Source organism: Raoultibacter massiliensis, from assembly GCF_900199545.1.
GTDB lineage: Bacteria > Actinomycetota > Coriobacteriia > Coriobacteriales > Eggerthellaceae > Raoultibacter > Raoultibacter massiliensis.
In genome coordinates this window covers 872263-892894 of sequence record NZ_LT962671.1, presented here as the reverse complement: position 1 = coordinate 892894, position 20632 = coordinate 872263, and the positions used below count along the sequence as shown (strand labels likewise).

The following is a 20632-nucleotide window of genomic DNA, read 5'->3' as shown; positions in this document are numbered from 1 at the left end:
TTTTCGCACCGTCAGCCGATGCAGATAAGGGCTTCGAGCCGAGCGTACTTCTTTGCTCCGATACCCGAAACGCGCTGCAGGTCCTCCTTGCTCGAAAACGGTCCGTTCGCCTCGCGGTCGGCGATGATATTCTCTGCAGTCGCCTCCCCTATCCCCGGCAGGGTATCGAGCGCTGAGGCATCGGCGACGTTGATGTTCACCTTCCCGCCGATAACCGATCCGTCTGCAGCGCTTGCTGCAGACGGCGCACCGCCCGCAGCATCTTCGCCCGGCTCCCGCCCGAAGCCATCCGCAGCATCCGCCTCGATCGACGGCACGACGATCTGTTCGCCGTCGGAAACCACGCGCGCAAGGTTGAGAACCGCCGTCGCCGCGTCGTCGGCATAGCCTCCCGCCGCGTCGATCGCATCCTGCACACGCGAGCCATCTGCCAGTTCGTACAGGCCGGGAGTCGTAACCGCCCCCGCCACATGCACGTAGATATGCAAAACATCCCCCTCGGCACCGTCCGCACCCGCGTCCGCGCCTGCATCTCCCCCCGTCGCAGATGCGGCATCTTTCGCCCTGATCACCTCGGTGCTTTCGCTTGAGGCGAGGCCGATTGCGCTCTGAACCATCAAAACGACGGCAATGGCCGCGGCAAGGCACACCCCGACTATCGACGACGTCTTCGCATCGGTCAAATGGAGTTTCGAGCGGAGGGATTCCGCGCTTTGGGTGAACGGCATGCCGACCTCCTTGCCTTCGGTATGCGAAAGCATAGCAGGGCGGTCTTTCACGTTCGAGATGCAGGCGCATCTTCGTTTTTGCACGAAACGCACCCGATTCGCGCGGCGTTGTTACGCGAAACCACACCGTCTACGACGCAAATCCAACGCGAACACGTAATTCAGCGCGAAGCAAGCAGATGCAATGCGGTAAAACGACAGCCGGGCCTCGCTTTGGGCCTGGGTTTGCGGGTTTTGGCGAAGCGAGTGCCTAGCTGTTTGCAGGTTGCGGTTTCTTGGGTTTGTACGCGGGGCATGCATAATCGCGCACTTCGACGTTTTCGACGATCTCGGCCACCCAGGCATCGATCGGCAGGGGCTTTTCCGCTTCGAGGACATCGGCGAGCTTCGCATGCGTTTCAGGGCTGCGCGGCATGAACAACGTACAGCAATCGGGAGCGTCTTGCGACGATATTTCGAATGTTCCGAGCTCTTTCGCCTGGGCTATGATCTCCTGCTTGTCGGTTCCGATCAAGGGCCTGAAAACGGGCATGCTCACCGCAGAATCGGTTGCAGCAATGTTCTCGAGCGTCTGGGAGGCAACTTGACCCAGGCTCTCTCCCGTCACGAGCGCGCCCGCCTTCTCGCGGGCGGCGAGCGCCTGAGCCACCTTGAACATAAGCCTTCGGTACATGATAACGCGAAGCCCCGGAGGCACCGATCCGGCTATCTCTCGCTGGTAGTCGCCGAAAGGAACGGTGTAGACGCGCGCAATGCAGCCGGTCTTCTCAAGCACATGGGCTATATCGTCAACCAAATACTCGCTTGTCGCCGAAGTCTGCGGCCTGCCCGAGAAATGCACGCCGATGCAGATCGCGCCGCGCCGCGCTAAGCGCCACGTCGCAACGGGAGAATCGATGCCGGAAGAAAGCAGGCACATCACGCGCCCGCTGCTTCCAACGGGAAGGCCCCCCACGCCGGGGATGCTTCGGGCGTACACGTATGCCGAACTCTGCACGACCTCGACGCATACCTTGAGATCGGGGTCTTTCATCTGCACCTTCTTCTCGGGAAACGCCTCGCATAGAAGCGATCCGACAAGCTGGTTCATCTGCATGGAATCTATTTCGAAATCGGTATGGCTTCGCCGCGCGGCAACTTTGAAGCTCTCGAACCGCCCCGCCTCATGCATCGCGTCGACCGCAGCGCGGCCGATCTCGTCGATATCGCGCTCGGTCTTGTACCCGCTCGACACGCGGGCCGTACCCGGCACGCAGGCGAGCTTGTCGGCAATTTCGCACGCAAGGTCGTATTCGGTTTCCTCTTTTAGGAATACGCACACCCGACCGGAGATCTTGCGTACGGTCACAACGGGATACCCGTCGAGCATCGCTTCGACGTTTTTGAGCAATCGCATTTCAAACGAGCTGCGGTTGTGGCCTTTGAGGCCGATTTCGTGGTAGTGGACGAGGCAGATTCTCTGGAACACAGGTGCAGCCCTTTCGCATGTTGCCGGCCGATCGGCTTCCGATCGAATCGGAAGCCCCAAACACACCGAAATCCCCCGAGGCCTGATCCGCATACGGCCCGAGGGGATTTTCGAAGATGAACTACGGTATCGTTTTAGTGGTTCTTGATGTCGATCGACTCGGGGTCGAACGACACCTCGCCGCGAGCGATCTCGTTGAACGCCAGGCTCAGCGGCTTCTTGTCGGCTGCGCGGGCAATCTCCACGGCAGTCTGCAGCTGGATTGCGCGATCGCGCTGGCCACGCATCATGTCGTTGATATCATGCGCTCGCTTCGAAGCGAGCGAGCACAGCAGAAAACGATCGTTGTCAGTTCGGTTGAGAAGCTGGTCGATCTTCGGTTCGATAATGCTCATATACCTATAATCCTTCAGTTCGATTCGGCTTGTTCGTCGATGTAGGCGATCAATTCCGACGTCGCTACGTCGAGGTCGTCGTTTACCAGCCGTATATCATACTCCATTTTACGGGAAAGCTCCAGAAGAGCGGTTTTCATTCTCTTTTCGATCACATCTTCTGTTTCGGTGCCCCGCCCGCGCAAGCGGGCCTCGAGCACCTCCAAGGAAGGCGGCTCGATGAAGATCAGACGGGCGCCGGGCATGGATTCCCTCACCTGAAACGCACCCTGCACATCGATTTCGAGGATCACCTGCTCGCCGTTCGCTATGTGCTCCTCCACCGTTTTCCTCGGGGTCCCGTAGCGGCATCCGTGGACGTTCGCCCATTCCAGCAGCCCGTCTTCGGCCACCAACCGATCGAACTCCTCATCGGACGCGAAAAAGTAATGAATGCCGTCGATTTCCCCGGGTCGAGGCGAGCGCGTGGTCACCGATACCGAAACCCACGCATCATCGACCGCATCCAAAAGACGGGCCACCAGAGTGCCCTTGCCGGCACCCGATGGCCCTGATATGACAAAAAGATTGCCGTGACGCATGTGGCTGTTTAGCCGAGACGCTCCAGCAGGGCAGCCTGCTGACGCTCGCCCAGACCGCGAAGACGGCGGCTCTCAGCGATCTGAAGTTCCTTCATGATCTTCTCTGCCTTCGCCTTGCCGTAACCAGGCATGGTCTCAATGAGAGTGGAAACCTTCATGCGACCGACGACCGGATCGTCTTTCATCTCAAGAACCTTCTCGAGAGTGAGCTTTCCGGACTTCAGATCATCACGAACCTGAGCGCGTTTGATGCGAGCAGCCTTTGCCTTCTCCAAAGCAGCTTGACGCTCTTCGGGGGTAAGCTGAGGGATAGCCATAATGTTCTCTCCTTCTTCTCCAAAAGCAATTTCGAGATAGTAGCACGCAATCAGGAATTATGCAGGGCAAAACACCTGTTTTTCCGAAAAATTCAGCGCTACAGCACAGTATTTTAGGAATACGGTCGCGAAAGGGCGGCTTTCGTCGCTCAATCGTTACGTTATCCCCTGTACATCAGGTAAATATAACTTATTAACTTCATATTTGCGGCAACGACCCCATCTGGCTCAACCGATTCTTTAAGCCAGATTCTCCCCTTTTATCGTTAATCGTTCAATCAAAAAACGAACGGATGTTTCACATGAAACATCCGTTCTGTTTTAAGGCCTCGAAAGGCTTGCGAAAAGCCGCCTACAGCTCAGCGGCTATGCGCTCGAATGCAGCCGCCGGATCCGCCGATTGCGTTATCGGACGGCCGATCACGATATGCGAAGCGCCTGCCGCGAACGCCTCGGCAGGCGTTGAGACGCGGCTTTGATCGCCTTTCTCCGATCCTGCGGGACGCACTCCCGGCGTGACGATGTAGGCATCGGGGCCGAGTATCTCGCGCAGTTCGGCCGCCTCCTGGGGCGAAGCGACAACGCCCGAGATTCCGGCGACCTTCGCCTGCTCGGCGAGAACCGCCACCTGATCGGCCACCGCCCTGTTCACGCCGATCTCGCGCAGCCCTTCTTCGCTCATGCTCGTCAGCACCGTGATTCCCAGCGTAACAGGCACATCGAAGCCGTACTCTTCCGCAGCGCGCACAGCTCCCTTTTGCGCCGCGCGCATCATATCGACGCCGCCGACGGTGTGCATGGTGAGCATGTCGGCGCCGTTGCCGGTAGCCGACGCGGCGGCCCCTTCGACTTGATGCGGGATGTCGTGGAACTTCAGGTCGAGAAACACCTTGAACCCGCGTTCCTTAAGCGCATAGACGATCGCCGGGCCGTTCGCATAGAACAGCGTCATGCCCACTTTGAGCCACGTGGCCTTGCCTTGAAGCTTGTCCGCAAGGTCGAACGCCTCGTCGATTCCGCAGTCGAGCGCAACGATGATCCGCTCGCGCGCCGGAATGCTTTCGAATGAACTTAACACTGCAGTGCTCCTATCAGTTCGGTAATGCTTTCTACGCCTTGCTGTTCGCAATAATACTCCATGCCGGCGATAACTTCGAGCGTTGCGGTCGGGTTCACGAAATTCGCCGTTCCCACGGCAACGGCCGTAGCCCCCGCCAGCATGAACTCGATCGCATCTTCCCCACACGAGATACCGCCCATGCCGAGCAACGGCACCTGTACCGCGCGATGGCACTCCCACACCATGCGCAGCGCGATCGGCTTGACCGCAGGGCCCGAAAGGCCTCCGACAACGCGTGCGAGCTGCGGTTTGCGAGTACGCGCATCGACCGCCATGCCGAGCACCGTGTTGATAAGCGACAAGGCGTCGGCGCCTGATGCCTCGGCGGCGCGGGCGATCTCGGTGATATCGGTCACGTTGGGCGTGAGCTTCACGATGAGGGGGCGCTTGGTGGCAGCACGGCATCGCGATACGACCTCCTCGACGCTTTCGGTCTGGCAGCCGATGGTCATGCCGCCCGCATCGACGTTCGGACACGATACGTTCACCTCGTACGCATCGACCGCCGCACCCTCGAGAGCCTCGATAACCTGCACGTACTCGTCGAAGCTATGACCCGAAACGTTCACGATGACGGTTGCGCCCCGTTCGGCAAGCCACGGCAAATCGCATTTTTTGAGATGCTCGACACCGGGGTTCTGCAACCCGATCGAATTGAGCATACCCGAAGGGGTTTCGGCGATGCGGGGAGATGCGTTTCCCTCCCAGCCGTTGAGCGATACGCCTTTGGTCGTCACCGCGCCGAGTTTCGCCACATCGACGAAATCGCCGTATTCGCGGCCTGCGGCGAAGGTGCCCGACGCAACCGTCACCGGATTCTTCATGGTAAGCCCGCCAAGGTTCACCGCCATGTTCACGCTCATGCCCACACCACTTCCTGCGCCTTGAATACGGGACCGTCGACGCACGCCCTCTTCTTGCCCTCGACGGTATCGACGACGCACGATAAGCAGGCGCCGATACCGCATGCCATCCTGCGCTCCATCGACAGCTCGCAGAAGATGTCCGCACCATCCGCCATGCCGGCTACGATTTTCATCAGGGGTTCCGGACCACATACGGCAACGTAGCCGTAAGGCTCTCCCGCGCGAGCCGCCTCCTCGATCGCTTCTTGCACAAGCGAGGTGCAGAATCCTTCGCGCCCGAAGCTTCCGTCATCGGTCGCACAGCGCGGCGGCTCGGCAAGCAGCGCCTCGTAGCGGCCGCGGCAGGCAAGCGCCGTCTCCGTCTGGGCCCCGAGCACGACATCGGTACGAACCCCGTTTTTCACCAGGGCCTCGCAAAGCATGAACAGGGGAGCTGCGCCCACGCCGCCGCCCACGAGCAACGCGCGCTTCGCTTCGGCAGGCGGCTGCCACGCACGACCCACGGGCCCGATGAGCTCGACGCCTTCGGCTCCCGCAGCCAGCTCGGTCATCCGCGCGCTGCCGAATCCCACAACCTGATAGAGGATTTCAAGCACGCCCGCCTCGGCGTCGCGCGCGTAGACCGAAAACGGCCTGCGCAGAACGTGATCATCCATGCCGGGAATCTTCATGTGCACGAACTGGCCCGGCTCGATGCCCGCCGCGATAGCGGGCGACGAGAGGGTCGCAACATGCAGGTTCGGGCCGACGCATTCGTTTTCGAGAAGGCGCGCCCGTTCGTTGACGAGAGCCACGTACATCCTTTCATCCAATCGCCGCGCAAGCGGCGCTCGCATACATGCTGATGATTGTATCACCCCGCCCCGCACGGCTTCCATCCCGCTCGAAATGCAAGGAAGAATCTCATATTCCGGAATTCGTCTTCGCGACCCCCTTCGCTGATTCTGCGCTTGCGCGTTTTCGGGCGCGTATGCCTGCGCGCCTGCGCCGCGCGCCGTGCGGACGCATTTGGATTTGCGGCGTTTATTCGCAGGCAAACGCGTCTCAGAGACTTCAAAACCCGGTTTCATGGCAGAATGTTGGATTCATTCACGCAAGTGAAAAGCGCTGCGAACCGAGGATGGGAACACCATGCAAAACGAAGAACGCAAGCTCACCCCTGCAGAACTCAAGCGAAAGGAAGAATTCGAGGAAACGGAGGCCGCCTTCGCAATGCAAGGCTATCGCAAAGAGCGCCTCACCATGGGCATCGTCGCTGCCAACATCTTCGCCCTCGGCATCGCGCTGCCCATCGACATCGTGCTCGGCATCGCCTTCTTCGCCATCCATCCCGCGGGCAGCCTCACGTTCGATTTCGCAGGAGCGCTCGGAGTCCTTGCCGCTTTCATCGTCCTCATCGTCGTCCACGAGCTCATCCACGGCCTCGTATGGAGCCTCTACGCGAAAGGCGGACGCAAGGCGATCTCGTTCGGCTTCATCGTAGAGTACCTCACCCCGTACTGCAGCTGCAGCGAGCCGTTGCCGAAGCACGCCTACATCATCGGCGCGCTCGCTCCCACCGTCGTGCTCGGCCTGCTTCCGGTCTTGGCATCCTATGCGCTGGGATCGATTCCGCTGTTCGCCGTCGGCGCGCTCATGATAATCGGAGGCGGAGGAGATATGGCCATCGTATTGAAGCTGCTCAGATTCAAGCCCGAAGGCACCGAGGTTTTACTTCTCGACCACCCCTACGAGCTCGGCCTCGCAGCCTTTGTGAAGTAAGCGCGCGTTTTCGCAAAACATGCTGCCGAGACGAATTCGCCAACGAGACCGTCGGCCCGCACTCGACTGAAGCGACGCCCGCCATCGCCGAGGGCGGCGCGCAAAAGACTGGCCCGACAATCAGAAGGCGCCCTGATCGGGGCGCCTTCGTTTCATGCATCGCTTCTCTTACTGCTCCCACTGGGGAAGATCTTGCAGCGCGACGATATCGATGCCCACATCGCGCGACACCTCCATGCCCGTAACCATGGCCTGCGCCCCCGCAAGGTTCGTCACCTGGGTGATTCCGTGCTTCACGGCTTCCAGGCGAAGCTCGTAGCCGTCGGCGCGGGTCGCATGGCCGAACGGCGTGTTGATCATGAGCGATATCTCGCCGCCCGCAATGAGGCTGCTCACGTTGGGTTCGCCTTCATGGATCTTCTTCACCTCTTCGCAATCGACGCCGGCAGCCCGCAGCGCACGCGCGGTTCCCGCCGTGGCAACCACGCGAAAGCCCAGACGCACGATATCGCGCGCAATGGATACGATGGCGCGCTTATCGCGATCGCACACGCTGATGAACACCGTTCCGCCTTCGGGCAGCGCGTAGCTGATGGCGAGCTGGGTCTTCGCGAACGCCACCGGGAAATTACGGGCGATACCCATGACCTCGCCCGTCGATTTCATCTCGGGGCCGAGCACCGTATCGGCACCCGGGAAGCGGCCGAAGGGCATGACAGCTTCCTTCACGCTGAAGTGCTCGAGGCGGCGGTCGTCGGGCGGCAAGTCCAGATCGGCGATCTTCTCGCCCCCCATGATGCGCGCAGCGACCTTCGCAAGCGGTACGCCGGTTGCCTTCGAAGTGAACGGCACGGTGCGGCTTGCACGCGGGTTCGCCTCTATCACGTAGATTACCTGGTCTTTGATGGCGAATTGGATGTTGATGAGCCCTACGACGCCAAGTCGCAAAGCCAACCGGCGCGCGATCGAGCGCAGCTGGTCCTGCACTGCTTCCGATAGCGCAAACGGCGGCGTGCAGCAGGCCGAATCGCCCGAATGGATGCCCGCCATCTCGATATGCTCGAGCACGCCGCCCACATACACGCGATCGCCGTCGCAAAGCGCGTCGAGATCGACTTCCACGGCGCCTTCGAGGAAGCGGTCGAGATACACCGGATGATCGGGAGAGATCTTCGCAGCCTCGGCCATGTACTTCTCGAGCTGCGCGCCGTCGTAGACGATCGCCATGCCGCGCCCGCCGAGCACGTAGCTCGGACGCACGAGCAGCGGAAATCCAATCTGATCGGCCACCAAGCACGCCTCCTCGAACGTGGAGGCCATGCCCGCAGCCGGATACGTGATCGAAAGCTCGTCGAGGATGGCAGCGAAGCGATCGCGGTCTTCTGCAAGGTCGATCGCCTCGGGGCTCGTCCCCATGATGGGCACGCCCGCATCGGCGAGCGCGTTGGCGAGCTTCAGCGGCGTCTGCCCGCCCAACGTAACGACCACGCCGTCGGGCTGTTCGACGTCGACGATGTCCATAACGTCTTCGAAGGTAAGCGGCTCGAAGTAGAGCTTGTCGGACGTATCGTAGTCGGTCGACACCGTTTCCGGGTTGCAGTTCACCATGATGGTCTCGTAGCCCGCCTCCGCAAGCGCGTAGCTCGCATGCACGCAGCAGTAGTCGAATTCGATGCCCTGTCCGATGCGGTTCGGCCCCGCGCCGAGGATCATCGCGCGCTTCTTCGTTTTCGGCGCGACTTCGGTTTCGCAGACATCGTAGGTCTTGTAATGGTACGCCGTCGTGCTTGGGAATTCGGCTGCGCAGGTGTCCACCGTCTTGAAGGCGGGTTTGACACCGAGCATCTTGCGGCACGTGCGCACGGTCATCTCGTCGGATCCGGTCAGATAAGCGATCTGCACATCCGAGAACCCGTAGCGCTTGAGCGTGCGGAAGGCATCGGCATCGAGCTCGTCGAGGGGGATGCCGCGCAGGTTTTCCTCGATTTTCACGACATCGGCCATACGCGATATGAAGAACGGATCGATGCCCGTCGCTTCGGTGACCTTCTCGACCGGCCACCCGCGGCGAAGAGCCTCGGCAACGTAGAAGATGCGATCTTGAGTAGGCCTTCCCACCAGCTCGTCGAAATCGTCTTCCGCAGTGATCTCGATGCCCTTGCCATCGGCGCCCAAGCCCGCTCGGCCGTTTTCAAGCGAGCGCATGGCTTTTCCGAGCGCCTCCTCGAACGTGCGGCCGATGGCCATGATCTCGCCGACCGCCTTCATGCGCGTTGAAAGGGTATCGTCGGTTCCCTTGAACTTCTCGAACGCGAAACGCGGTACCTTGACCACGCAGTAGTCGATGGAGGGCTCGAAGCAGGCGGGCGTCGCCTTCGTGATGTCGTTCACGATTTCGTCGAGCGTGTAACCCACGGCAAGCTTGGCCGCCGCCTTCGCGATCGGGAACCCGGTCGCCTTCGACGCGAGCGCCGATGAGCGCGACACGCGAGGGTTCATCTCGATGACGATCATGCGCCCGTTGTCAGGGTTGACGGCGAACTGCACGTTAGAGCCGCCCGTCTCGACCCCGATCTTCTCAAGGATGGCGAGCGACGCCGCGCGCATACGCTGGTATTCCACATCGGAAAGCGTTTGAGCAGGCGCCACGGTAATGGAATCGCCCGTGTGCACGCCCATGGCATCGAAATTCTCAATGGAGCAGACGATGATGCCGTTTCCGACGCGGTCGCGCATGACCTCCATCTCGAACTCTTTCCATCCCTCGATGCTCTCTTCGACGAGCACCTCTTCGGCTGGCGAAAGCTCCAGACCCTGCCCCACGATGGCGACGAGCTCGTCATGGTCGTGGGCGATGCCGCCGCCCGCGCCGCCGAGCGTAAACGACGGCCTGAGCACGACGGGATAACCGAGCTCCCCGACGATCGCCTCGGCATCGGCAACGGAATAGGCGTAACCCGACCGAGCGGTCTCGATGCCGAGCTCGGCCATGCAGTCGTTGAACAGCTTGCGGTCTTCCCCGCGTTCGATCGCCTCAAGGTCGCAGCCGATCATCTCGACGCCGTACTTCTCGAGCACACCCGAACGCGCAAGGTCGACCGCCGTATTGAGGCCGGTCTGCCCGCCGAGCGTGGGAAGCAGCGCGTCGGGGCGCTCCCTTTCGATGACCTTTTCAACAAACTCGGCGGTGATGGGTTCGACGTAGGTACGATCGGCAAGACCCGGATCGGTCATGATGGTTGCAGGATTGGAATTCACGAGCACGACGCGGTATCCGTCTGATTTGAGGACCTTGCACGCCTGGGCTCCCGAATAGTCGAATTCGCACGCCTGGCCGATGACGATGGGACCTGAACCTATGACGAGAATGGTCTTTATATCTTCGCGCTTCGGCATACCTAGCGCCCCCCTTCCGTCATCGAATCTTGCTCTCGGTCGGATGCGCCGGCCACCGTCGCAGCCTGCTCCCCGAACGTCCATCCCGCCAAGCGATCGGCGGCGATGTCGATGTCGAGGTAATCATCTCGTCCGTCCATGAGACGGGTGAAGGCCGTGAACAGGTAGTGGGCGTCGGTCGGCCCCGGCGAGGCCTCGGGATGGTACTGCACCGAGAACGCCGGGATATCGAGCAAGGCGATTCCCTCCGCTGTACCGTCATTGAGATTGACATGCGTGAGGCGGATGCGGCCGAATTTCTCATTTTGAACCACGGGCGCGATGCGTGCGTTCGTCCAGAATCTCAGGTCGCTTTCATGCCCCTTGAACCCGCCCGAAAGCTCGGGCACAAGCTCGCCGAGGCTCGGGAACAGCAATCCGAAGCCGTGGTTCTGCGCCGTGATCTCGACGCGGCCCGTAAGCAGGTTCATGACCGGATGGTTGCCGCCGCGATGGCCGAACTTGAGCTTCTCGATCTGTGCGCCCGCCGCCTTGCAGATCATCTGGTGGCCAAGGCATATGCCGAACACGGGAACCTTCCCCAAAAGCTTTTCAACCTGCAGATACGTTCCCTCGACGGCTTCCGGATCGCCCGGCCCGTTCGAGAGAAAAACGCCGTCGGGCTCCATGGCGAGCACCTCTTCGGCCGGAGTATCCCACGGGACGGCCACAACCGAACAGCCCGCGCGAAGCAGGTTCTCCAGAATGGAGCGTTTCGCTCCGCAGTCGTACGCCACAACCTTGTAGCGGCGCTCGGCGGGAGAGGACACGGCGAACGCATGGCTTGCCGGGAGGCTGTCGAACTCGTAGGCGCTCTTACATGATACGGTGGCCGCAAGGTTCGCGCCCACGATCGACTCGCTTGCGCGCACCTTGGCAAGCAGGCTTTTCGCATCGGTATCGACGGTCGAGAGCACGGCGCGCTGGGCGCCGTTGTCGCGAACGTGGCGCACGAGCGCACGGGTGTCGACCCCCTCGACGGCCACGACGTTGTGCTCGCGCAGGTAATCGGGCAGGCTCTGGGTGCTACGCCAATTGGAGGGCGTCGTGCACAGGTCGCGCACAACAAGCCCGCGCAGCGCGGGGCTATCGGACTGTGCGTCTTCATGGTTCACGCCGTAGTTTCCGATCTGGGGGTAGGTCATCGTGATGATCTGGCCCGCATACGAGGGATCGGTGATGACTTCGAGATAGCCCTCGAGCGAGGTATTGAAGCAGATCTCGCCGAACACCTCCCCACTCGCCGCGCATGCCGAACCCTGAAACACCGCGCCGTCTTCCAAGACGAGCAGCGCAGGCGCTCCCTGAGGCTTCGAGGTTCCCCGCAGTAACCGTTCGCTCATTTCACTCAAAATGCTTCCTTCCGTTTAGGCACCCAGCCTACAAAAAAGCGCCCCTTGGGAGCGGGCGCATACAGGCACTGATCATAGGTTGTGGTGCGCGCCTTGTCGGTCTCTCTGAACCGCCCTTAAAGGTCGAATGCAAGTATACTCCTATCGTGCGTATTACTAGGCAGAAATGCAATTTAAAAGGCGATTTGCACAGTTTTATGCAGAATTCGACTTTTGGCGACGCTCCCGGCACGCCGGGCGGGCGCTCCGCGAACCGCCCGGGCCCGATACCTCCGAACAGCTTGTTCCAAGTTGCAAAATCTGACCCGGTCGCCCATACTTTCATCAAGGAGCAAGCACCGCACGGTCCCGGTCGCCGCAGCGCGGCGCCCGCCTGCGGCTGCAACCCGAACCGGACCGCCAATCGAGAGGAGCCTTCATGGCAGAAATTCGCGAAGAATACGTCGATTTCAGAGGTTTCAAAACGTACTGCAAGATCGTCGGAGAGAACCAGCCGGGCAAAAAGACGCTGCTCGTATTGCACGGCGGGCCCGGCAACTGCCACAACTACCTTCTGACCTACGCAGACATGGCCGACAGATACGGGCGCCAGGTGGTGTTCTACGACCAGATCGGCTGCGGAAAATCCTCGATCCCCCATCAAGAGGACGACTTTTACAACTACGATCTGTGGACTGACGAGTTCTACGCCGTACGCGAGGCGCTCGGGCTCGACGACATCCACCTGTTCGGCAACTCCTGGGGCGGCATGCTCGGCATGCGCTGCATGCTCAAAGACGACACGGGCGTGAACTCGTTTGTGATCAACTCCTCCCCCGTGCGCATCGCAACCTGGCTTGAAGAGGCAAACCGCCTGATCAAGTACATGCCCCAAGAGATGCAGGACGCCATCGCCGAAGCGGAGCGCACCGGCGACTACGAGACGCCCGCTGCGAAAGCCGCCTATGACGAATACTACAAGCGCCACGTGATCGGCTTGTACGAGAAGGACTACCCCGATTTCATCATCGACTCGAACGAGGGTGCAGGCGAATGCTACATGGTCATGCAAGGCGCAAGCGAGTTCGTGGTCACGGGCAAAATGAAGGATTGGGACATCCGCGAAGAGGTGAAGAACATCAAGGTGCCGTGCCTGGCGCTTTCGGGCACCGACGACGAGGGGACGCCGTTCGTCATCAAGGAGGGCGTCGACCTCATCCCCAACTGCGAATGGGCGCTCATCCAGGGCGCGCCGCACGTCGCCAACGTCACACATCCCGACGAGTGCCTCGCCGTCGTCGAGAATTTCATCAGCCGCTTCGAGTAAGAAGCGCCGATAGTCCAGCTTGCGGAAAGCGCCTCCTCGGGGCGCTTTTTTGATGGCGGGAGGCCGAGGCTGGCGAAGAGCGCGGGATGCCGGGCGAAGCCGAAGAGCCCGAAGACCCCCTTAGCACGGCGCCGACCTCACCACCCGCAGCGCACGGGAAGCGCAAGCTGGCGTCGAAGCTTCAGCTTTCTCGCGCGATAATCCGAAATGCGGGGTCGCAGGCAACGGCCCTGATGCCGGCACACCGTCTCGGCGATCGTATCCATAGCGGCAAGGCTGTCCAACTCGTCGTTCGTGACCTCGACGATCGTCCAGCCCATAGATGCAAGCGCATTGGCCCTGCGCGAATCGCCGATGCGGCTCGCCTCGCCGGAATGCGATTCCCTGCTCTGATACTCCATGGCAACCTTCGCATCCGGCCAGCAAAGATCGCACCGGAAGAAGGATTTCCCCGTGATAGCACGAGCGGCGGGGCTCGCCTCCACTTCGTAGTTCATATGAGGAACGCCCATGTTGTAGCCGCCTTGAGCGTAAGGCAGCGCCGAAACGAGCGCCAACTTCGTCTCGCGCGCGGAAGCCGACCCGTTCGCAACGTGCCGCAATGCCCTTCCCGCCTTTCTCGCACCGCGAAGCGAGCTGTTGGCCGATGCGAAATCGCGCAGACTCCGGACCGAGGAAAGAGGCGAAACGTCATAAGCAGAAGCGACCCCCGTCCTTCGAGTTTGATACGTCCCGCATAGTTCGTAAGCCAGCTCTTGCAGGGCGACCCGGCTCTTTTCAGCCGATGCGATATTGGTGAAGGCGAGATGCGGGGCGGCTACATACACCCCCTTGTCCAAGCGATAGAACGGCATGCCCGAAAGCGATGCCGAAAACACGTGCTCAGTGCAATCGCGCGACAAACGCCGATGGGCATCCCCGCCTACCAGAACATGAGCAGGCAAATCAATGTGCAGTCCTGGATGCATCGCGCAGAGACGCTCGATGATTCCCGCAAGCGCCTCGCCGCCAAGAGCGCGATCGGGCAGCTTGCGATCATCGTATCGCGCAACGCCGCGCCTCGACGAATCGACCGCTCTCAGAATCTGCAATGCGGTTTGGTATCCGAAGTAAACGTTCGAGTCAGCCATAAGACGCAATCCTTCGAAAGCCCTTGGTCGAGAGGATCTTGCAAGCGTGAAGGGAAACGAGGGCGTCGGTTTCCGTCGGGCAGCTTCCGAAAAAGGAAGAGCGCCTGCATTGGCTCATTTTCGAAGCAATATAGCACACCGATTGTTCGTTTTTTACCGAAAAACACCGATCTGAAGAGATTTTCTCCGTTTGGGCGGCCTTGTTGAGGACTACTGGAGAAACGTCGCTTGAGTAGGCTATCATGCAAACCTTTGACCTGGCCTTTCACAAACCCCGAATCAGCCTCGGCATCGGCTTGCCGCCACGCGCCTTCAGATCGGTTCTTTTCGGCAAAAATACGGAATTCGGCTCACGGATTCGAGGGATTGCCATGAGGCAGTAGAGCGGCGACCGAAAGGCGGCAGGCTCGCATTCTCGCTAGCTGCCTCCGAAAAGCCGCTGGTCCTTATCCACGCCGATCTCCGCCTCGATCTTGTCGATCAGCTCCTGTTGGGAATGCACCTCGAGCTTTCGGTACAGGCTGCGGCAGTGCGTTTTCACGGTGTCTTTGGTCACGCAGAGCTTGTCGGCGATGAACGACATGTTGCGTCCGCGAGCCAGAAGGATCAGCACGTCTTGCTCCCGCTCGGTAAGGCGGTAGCGACGCGCCACCGCTTCGCAGGCGACCCTAAACGCGCTCGGACGGTCCGCCTCGTTGGGGCGAACGCCGCCCCACTCGCTCCACAGCCGGTCATTCGTTGCGATGAGCAGGCTCGCGAGCATGAGCAGAAAGATCGCCATCGTGCAGAAATCGGCGCGTGAAAGATGCTCGAAACCGACTACCATGCTCGACAGAAACCCGAGCAGCTGACCCGATACGAGGGCCAATCCCGACCGGGCGAACACCGTCACACGGTCGCCCTTCTTCATGCGCACCAGATACGAGCACAAAGCCCACGTGGTCACGACGACATAATAGTACCCGGCGATGTAGACCACCTCGCCCGCGGTGAAGTTGACCCCCGATGCATGGCTCACCACCTCGGTCAGGCGAAAACCCGTGTCGGAAGCAAGAATCAGAAACCCAACCGCCATCAGGGGAAAGCCCACCACGTAGATGAGTTTGCGAAAGTTCAGGCGCAGCACCGTTGTGCTCAGCAAAACAATCCCCGCCGCCAGCGCAACGCCGAAAATGCTCATGAATCCGTAGAAGTCCCCCACCGAGACAAGCGGGAAAAACGCATTGAGAAACCTTAGCGGACAGTACGGATCGCTGCATTGCTCGAGCGTTATGGTGCTGTACAGCAAATGCAGGAGCCCGAACGCCATACCCTGCACGAGTACCGTTACGTAGAAATGCCACGCACCCGCCTTCGCCGCTTCCGCCGAAGGCTCGCTCCCCGCAGGATCGACCCCCCACCCCGATGCGCGACAGGCGAACATCGCGCCGGAAGAAGCGAAGGGGAGAAACGTGAGCAGCGTCGTCGCCAAGCTCGCTTCGAAATGATAGAACACGACGGCTACCGCGAACGAAACGAGAAGAGACGCGCTCGACACCGTAAGCAGCCTTCGCGGACCGAGGTTCCCCACGATCGAGCCCCATTGCACGAACAGCCATGCTGCAAGCAAGCCCACCGTCACGATTTCGGCGTACTCGCTACCGAGCGTTTCCATCCCGCTGAGCCTGGGCACGTAGGAAACCACGGTGAAAACCGCAAGCAGCACCGCCGTCACCCTGGATTCGACGAAACGTCTCTTTTCCGCAGGAACCTTTTTCGCCAAAAGTAGGATGGCGAAAAACGAAAGCGCCGCGCTCGCCAGGACGATCGTCCAATACAGCGCATGCCCCGGGTTTTCCGCACCTTGGCGCACGGGGATGTTGGGGTTTTGCATCACCGACCAAAACCAGCAGAAGAACGATCCGAGCCCTATGCACAACCCGACCGACTCCGCACTCGGCTTGATCGCCCTTGCCCTGGTTTTCTTTTTCGCATCTCCCGCCATAGCCTTACCACCCCCGGCACCCATTGTACCCACACCCGAGGTGAACACCACCCCAAGGTGAAATATTCATCTACCACCATTGGGGTGAAGCTTTGTTTTTCGCCTCGTCGCACACTGCTGGCAAGCTTTGCGGCGAATCCGCAAGCACGATATGCAAGGAGGAGGAACATGGAACTGAATCGCCGAAATTTCCTGAAGCTGTCGGCTGCCTGCGCAGGGGTAGCGGCACTGAGCGCCACCGGATGCTCGCCTAAGACGCTCGAGGAAAAGAACGAGGACAGCGAAGCCCTGCAAACGTCCGAATCGCCCATAACCAAAGTGCGCACGACATGCGGCAACTGCCACAACGACTGCGGCGTGGTCGTCAACATCCAAGACGGCGTCATCATCTCGATCGAAGGCGACCCGGAGCATCCCTTCAACCAGGGAGCGCTCTGCCCGAAGGGCCAGGCGTTCGTCGACGTCGTCTACTCGCCCGACCGCCTGAAATACCCCATGATGCGGGTCGGCGAGCGCGGCGCGGACGAATGGAAGCGCGTCAGCTGGGATGAGGCGTACGCGTTCATCGGCGAGCAGCTGAACGCGATCAAGGACAAATACGGTGCGCAGACGCTTCTCTACACCAACGGCGCGCCCGTGCAGAACATCGTGCGCAACGCGTTCTGCGAGTTCTACGCACGCTACGGCACCAACAACATGGTAGGCGCCCCGAACCTGTGCTTCGTGCCGCGTCTCGTCGCGCTCAAGAGCACCTACGGCTTCCGCGACGAAGAGGACTACAACAACACCGACCTCATCATATGCTGGGGTGGCAACCCCTTCGCGTCGCTTCGCCCGGGCGCCTACATGTGCTACGAGAAGCACGGCAACGCCTCCCCCATCCTCGATGCGATGGAGCGCGGCGCGAAGCTCATCGTCATCGATCCCATCTTCACCGAGACCGCCGCGAAAGCCGACCAGTTCATCCCCATCAAGCCCTCGACCGACGGCGCTTTAGCCAACGCGATGGCGAACGTCATCCTCGCAGAAGACCTCTACGACCACGACTTCGTCGACGCCTGGTGCCACGGATTCGACGACTACAAGACGTGCGTCGAGCCGTGCACGCCCGAATGGGCTGAAGGCATCACCGACGTGCCCGCCGACACCATCCGCGAGCTCGCGCGCCTCTACGCCACGACCGAGAAAGCGGCGCTGCACGAGGGGAACAGCCTCGCTTTGCACAGCAACTGCGTGCAGGCGGTCCGCGCGATCGGGTGCTTACGCGCGATATGCGGCAAGCTCGACAAAGAAGGCTGCAACGTGTGCTTCCCCACGGTAGTCGGGCATCCCGTCGCCGTCGAAAACGGCAACCCGACGGGCATGAAGACGACCGTGACCGCCGATGCGGTGAACGTGAACTCGACGCGTTATCCGATGTTTCTGAACGGGCTTCCCGGCGCTCTCGACGCCATCGAGACAGGCGAGCCCTACACGCCGCGCGGCATCATGGGATACCACACCAACACCATCATGGCGCAGGGCGACTACCACCGAAACCTCGATTTGCTGAAAACGCTCGATTTCATCTGCTACACCGAGATTTTCATGACAGAGACGTGCCAGCAGCTCGCCGATATCGTCCTGCCCGACGTGACATGGGCGGAGCGCTACGACTACCGCACCTATCCCTCCGAGAAGGGAGCGGTCGTCGCACTTCGCCAGCCCGCGATCGAGCCCTTGCACGAATGCAAGACCCCGTACGCGATGGAGATCGAGCTCGCACGCTCTATGGGAATGGACGAGGGCTATCCGTGGACGACCGACGAGGAGTTCATCGAGTACGCGCTCAGCCCGAGCGGCCTTACCCTGGCCGATTACCAGGACAACCCCGTTCAGATCGTCGGCACCCACGACTACCGCAAGTACGAGACGGGCGGCCTGCGCCCCGACGGGGAACCCGGCTTCGACACGCCGAACGGCAAAGTGCTGCTCTACAGCATTCCGTTCGAGAAGAACGGCTACGATCCTTTGCCCAACTACGTGCCCGGGTTCGGCACGCCCGAGGGAAGCCCCGAGCTGGCCGAGAAGTACCCGCTCGTCGGAACGAACCGCCGCACCGTGCACTACGTGCACTACAAGTACCGCAACAACCCCTACCTGCTCGAGAATCATCCCGAGCCCGAGCTGAGCCTGAACCCGGCGGACGCCGAAGCTCGCAACCTCAGAGACGGTGACGCGGTCAGGGCGTTCTCCCACAGGGGCGAGGCGTTTTTCACCCTGCGCGTATCCGAGCGCGTCAAGCCAGGCGTCGCATGGGTCGACGGCGGCTGGGGAAACCCGTGGGACAAGCCCGACAGCAACATGAACAGGCTCGTCGACAACGTCACGCGCGACCCGCTCTCGCAATCCCCCGATATATCGTCGTTTCTCATGGAAGTCGAAAAAGCTTAATGTCTTCGAGCAAAGCAAGGAGTTGATCTCATGGCTCGTTTAGGAATGGTCATCAATCTGGATCGATGCATCGGCTGTCACGCCTGCTCCGTAGGCTGCGCCGTGTCGCGCGGCCTGCCCGCCGACGATCGCTGGTCCCACGTCAAGGAATTCACATCGGGCACCTTCCCCGATTTGGAGGTAACGTATCTGCCCACCCTCTGCATGCAGTGCGCCAAGCCGCTGTGCATGGCGGTATGCCCCACCGGTGCGACGAAAATCGACGACGACGGCGTCGTGGGAATCGACCCGGACGAGTGCATCGGATGCGGCTCGTGCAAAACCGCCTGCCCGTACGGTGCGCGCGTCGTCCTCGAAAGCGTCACGTCCAACCACGGAGAAGCGGGCCCGACCGAGCACGAAGCACACCACTTCGTCGCCCATAAGGTCGGCATTACCGAGAAGTGCACGTTCTGCTCCGACCGCAGGGCGCTCGGCGAAGAGCCGCTGTGCGTGAAGACCTGCGTCGCCGACGCCCGCGTTTTCGGCGACCTGGAAGACGAGACGTCCGAAGTCGCCAAGCTCGCAGCGCAGAGCAAGGTTCTGCTCGAATCGGAGGGAACCGAGCCGTCAGTCTACTACATCTACAGCGGCGAGAACGACCTGGACGAGGTATTCCACTCGTAAAGAAACTGGAGCCGCCGACTGTTCGCAGGTCGGCGGCTTGCCGTCCGTTGCCTGCTGCGCAGGCGGCATCCATACGCCACACGGCCCCGAAGCGAAAGGAAGTACCATGGAAAACGAAATCGAACAAGCCGCGAACAGCATGCAGGCAAACGGCGAATCCGAACTTGCCGATCTTTCGCGTGATCGCGCCGCCGTGTACGGGCTGCTCGCCCGCCTATTCCGCGAAGAGGCCGATGCGGAAACCCTCGAGAAGCTCGCTACGCTGCCTCAGTCGGACGACAGCGATGCGATGAGCGAAGGAATGAGGCTTATCGGCTCGTACGGCAAAACCAGCGAAGATCCCGAAGGCGATCGCCTGACCGAGCTTGCCGTCGATTTCGTCCGCGTCTTCATCGGGCATGGAATAGACGGGCACTCGGCTGCCTATCCGTACGAGTCGGTGTACGCTTCCAACAAAAGGCTCCTCATGCAGCAGGCGCGCAAAGAAGTCGCAGCAATATACGCCTCGTGCAAAGTCGCAGCGCAACCCTCGTGGAAGGAAGGCGAAGACCACATCGCCTCCGAACTGGAGTTTATGCAGATCCTCTGCTTGAGGGGGGATGGGCAGCAACAGAACCTGGCAAAACAGAAGGAGTTTCTCGAGACGCACCTTTTGAACTGGGTGCCGCAGATGGCCGCCGACATGAAGCGCTTCGCCAAAACCGACTTCTACCGAGGCCTCGCCTGCATGCTCGAAGGGTTCCTCACCCTCGACAAGGATTTCCTTGATACAGCCTGCGCATAGGTTAGTCCGCTTCGCCGCCGCACCAAGCCTCCGACGCGGCGGCGCGAAACCGCCGCGTATCGCCGGCGCGACAGCGAATACATGGCCGCGATGCATCCTCGACGCGACAGCGGGTGCGTGGCCGCGATGCGTTTTCTCACACCGATTGCCCAAATTTCGCCGAAAAAGATCGATCTGAAGGAGCTTTTGACTGTCTGAGCAGTCAATGGAAGTTCATGGGGGAAGCCTTCAAGAATTGCCTCAAAAGCACAGGCATTTAACCTGGTCTTTTTCTAATCCTGAATCAGCTTCAATATCGACTTGCCG

At 60.7% G+C, this 20632-nt stretch carries 17 protein-coding genes; 5 read left to right on the top strand and 12 right to left on the bottom strand.

The features are described from left to right. Positions 1-11 precede the first annotated feature (11 nt). The 8 genes from C1719_RS07970 to C1719_RS07935 form a co-directional block, all read right to left on the bottom strand. On the bottom strand, positions 12-728 hold the full coding sequence (locus C1719_RS07970) for a ComEA family DNA-binding protein (protein ID WP_102375986.1): 717 nt from the start codon (positions 726-728) through the stop codon (positions 12-14). A gap of 250 nt (positions 729-978) precedes the next feature. After that, a complete protein-coding gene (thiI, locus tag C1719_RS07965; RefSeq protein ID WP_245874429.1) occupies positions 979-2196 on the bottom strand; it encodes a tRNA uracil 4-sulfurtransferase ThiI in 1218 nt (405 codons plus the stop codon). Between the two features lie 134 nt (positions 2197-2330). Further along, entirely contained in the window at positions 2331-2591 is a 261-nt protein-coding gene (locus C1719_RS07960) for a DNA-directed RNA polymerase subunit omega (RefSeq protein WP_102374614.1), read from the bottom strand. 14 nt (positions 2592-2605) lie between these two features. Beyond that, complete coding sequence (gene gmk / locus C1719_RS07955) at positions 2606-3172, bottom strand: guanylate kinase (protein ID WP_102374613.1); 567 nt, start codon at positions 3170-3172, stop codon at positions 2606-2608. Between the two features lie 8 nt (positions 3173-3180). Continuing rightward, positions 3181-3489 carry an integration host factor, actinobacterial type gene (gene mihF, locus C1719_RS07950; RefSeq protein WP_102374612.1) on the bottom strand — a complete coding sequence of 103 codons (309 nt, stop codon included), beginning with the start codon at positions 3487-3489 and terminating at the stop codon, positions 3181-3183. A 352-nt stretch (positions 3490-3841) separates the two neighbouring features. After that, positions 3842-4567 carry an orotidine-5'-phosphate decarboxylase gene (gene pyrF, locus C1719_RS07945; RefSeq protein ID WP_102374611.1) on the bottom strand — a complete coding sequence of 242 codons (726 nt, stop codon included), beginning with the start codon at positions 4565-4567 and terminating at the stop codon, positions 3842-3844. Beyond that, positions 4561-5472, bottom strand: a complete 912-nt coding sequence (locus tag C1719_RS07940; RefSeq protein ID WP_102375984.1) for a dihydroorotate dehydrogenase — start codon at positions 5470-5472, stop codon at positions 4561-4563. The genes pyrF and C1719_RS07940 overlap by 7 nt, the downstream gene beginning before the upstream one ends. Continuing rightward, positions 5469-6269, bottom strand: coding sequence for a dihydroorotate dehydrogenase electron transfer subunit (locus C1719_RS07935; RefSeq protein ID WP_102375985.1), 801 nt, complete (start codon positions 6267-6269; stop codon positions 5469-5471). The genes C1719_RS07940 and C1719_RS07935 overlap by 4 nt, the downstream gene beginning before the upstream one ends. Positions 6270-6606: 337 nt before the next feature. Here C1719_RS07935 and C1719_RS07930 point away from each other — a divergent pair, with 337 nt between their 5' ends. Further along, complete coding sequence (locus C1719_RS07930; protein ID WP_102374610.1) at positions 6607-7236, top strand: DUF3267 domain-containing protein; 630 nt, start codon at positions 6607-6609, stop codon at positions 7234-7236. A 168-nt stretch (positions 7237-7404) separates the two neighbouring features. Here C1719_RS07930 and carB read toward each other — a convergent pair whose 3' ends face one another. Together carB and carA are read right to left on the bottom strand one after the other, a co-directional pair. Next, positions 7405-10632, bottom strand: coding sequence for a carbamoyl-phosphate synthase large subunit (carB, locus tag C1719_RS07925; RefSeq protein WP_102374609.1), 3228 nt, complete (start codon positions 10630-10632; stop codon positions 7405-7407). A 2-nt stretch (positions 10633-10634) separates the two neighbouring features. After that, positions 10635-12023: a glutamine-hydrolyzing carbamoyl-phosphate synthase small subunit gene (gene carA, locus C1719_RS07920; RefSeq protein WP_102374608.1), complete on the bottom strand. Its 1389-nt coding sequence runs from the start codon at positions 12021-12023 to the stop codon at positions 10635-10637. Between the two features lie 418 nt (positions 12024-12441). Between carA and C1719_RS07915 the strand changes: the two genes are divergently transcribed. Continuing rightward, positions 12442-13329: a proline iminopeptidase-family hydrolase gene (locus C1719_RS07915; protein ID WP_102374607.1), complete on the top strand. Its 888-nt coding sequence runs from the start codon at positions 12442-12444 to the stop codon at positions 13327-13329. 137 nt (positions 13330-13466) lie between these two features. Here the strand turns inward: C1719_RS07915 and C1719_RS07910 are convergent, their stop codons facing one another. Together C1719_RS07910 and C1719_RS07900 are read right to left on the bottom strand one after the other, a co-directional pair. Next, on the bottom strand, positions 13467-14459 hold the full coding sequence (locus C1719_RS07910; RefSeq protein WP_102374606.1) for a DUF559 domain-containing protein: 993 nt from the start codon (positions 14457-14459) through the stop codon (positions 13467-13469). A gap of 418 nt (positions 14460-14877) precedes the next feature. Then, the gene (locus tag C1719_RS07900; RefSeq protein WP_180963524.1) at positions 14878-16443 is read right to left on the bottom strand and encodes a helix-turn-helix transcriptional regulator; all 1566 of its coding nucleotides are present in this window, start codon (positions 16441-16443) and stop codon (positions 14878-14880) included. A 168-nt stretch (positions 16444-16611) separates the two neighbouring features. Here C1719_RS07900 and C1719_RS07895 point away from each other — a divergent pair, with 168 nt between their 5' ends. From C1719_RS07895 to C1719_RS07885, 3 genes are all read left to right on the top strand, one after another. Beyond that, the gene (locus C1719_RS07895) at positions 16612-18876 is read left to right on the top strand and encodes a molybdopterin-containing oxidoreductase family protein (RefSeq protein WP_180963523.1); all 2265 of its coding nucleotides are present in this window, start codon (positions 16612-16614) and stop codon (positions 18874-18876) included. A 30-nt stretch (positions 18877-18906) separates the two neighbouring features. After that, entirely contained in the window at positions 18907-19542 is a 636-nt protein-coding gene (locus tag C1719_RS07890) for a 4Fe-4S dicluster domain-containing protein (RefSeq protein WP_102374603.1), read from the top strand. Positions 19543-19648: 106 nt separating this feature from the next. Then, positions 19649-20326, top strand: coding sequence for a TorD/DmsD family molecular chaperone (locus C1719_RS07885; protein ID WP_245874427.1), 678 nt, complete (start codon positions 19649-19651; stop codon positions 20324-20326). The last annotated feature ends 306 nt before the right edge of the window (positions 20327-20632 follow it).

Coding starts and splice junctions, on each gene's coding strand:
- C1719_RS07895 (WP_180963523.1), top strand. CDS start 16,612: ATGGAACTGAATCGCCGAAATTTCCTGAAGCTGTCGGCTGCCTGCGCA.
- C1719_RS07890 (WP_102374603.1), top strand. CDS start 18,907: ATGGCTCGTTTAGGAATGGTCATCAATCTGGATCGATGCATCGGCTGT.
- C1719_RS07960 (WP_102374614.1), bottom strand. CDS start 2,591: ATGAGCATTATCGAACCGAAGATCGACCAGCTTCTCAACCGAACTGAC.
- C1719_RS07915 (WP_102374607.1), top strand. CDS start 12,442: ATGGCAGAAATTCGCGAAGAATACGTCGATTTCAGAGGTTTCAAAACG.
- carB (WP_102374609.1), bottom strand. CDS start 10,632: ATGCCGAAGCGCGAAGATATAAAGACCATTCTCGTCATAGGTTCAGGT.
- C1719_RS07970 (WP_102375986.1), bottom strand. CDS start 728: ATGCCGTTCACCCAAAGCGCGGAATCCCTCCGCTCGAAACTCCATTTG.
- C1719_RS07910 (WP_102374606.1), bottom strand. CDS start 14,459: ATGGCTGACTCGAACGTTTACTTCGGATACCAAACCGCATTGCAGATT.
- C1719_RS07885 (WP_245874427.1), top strand. CDS start 19,649: ATGGAAAACGAAATCGAACAAGCCGCGAACAGCATGCAGGCAAACGGC.
- C1719_RS07900 (WP_180963524.1), bottom strand. CDS start 16,443: ATGGCGGGAGATGCGAAAAAGAAAACCAGGGCAAGGGCGATCAAGCCG.
- gmk (WP_102374613.1), bottom strand. CDS start 3,172: ATGCGTCACGGCAATCTTTTTGTCATATCAGGGCCATCGGGTGCCGGC.
- C1719_RS07940 (WP_102375984.1), bottom strand. CDS start 5,472: ATGAGCGTGAACATGGCGGTGAACCTTGGCGGGCTTACCATGAAGAAT.
- mihF (WP_102374612.1), bottom strand. CDS start 3,489: ATGGCTATCCCTCAGCTTACCCCCGAAGAGCGTCAAGCTGCTTTGGAG.
- C1719_RS07930 (WP_102374610.1), top strand. CDS start 6,607: ATGCAAAACGAAGAACGCAAGCTCACCCCTGCAGAACTCAAGCGAAAG.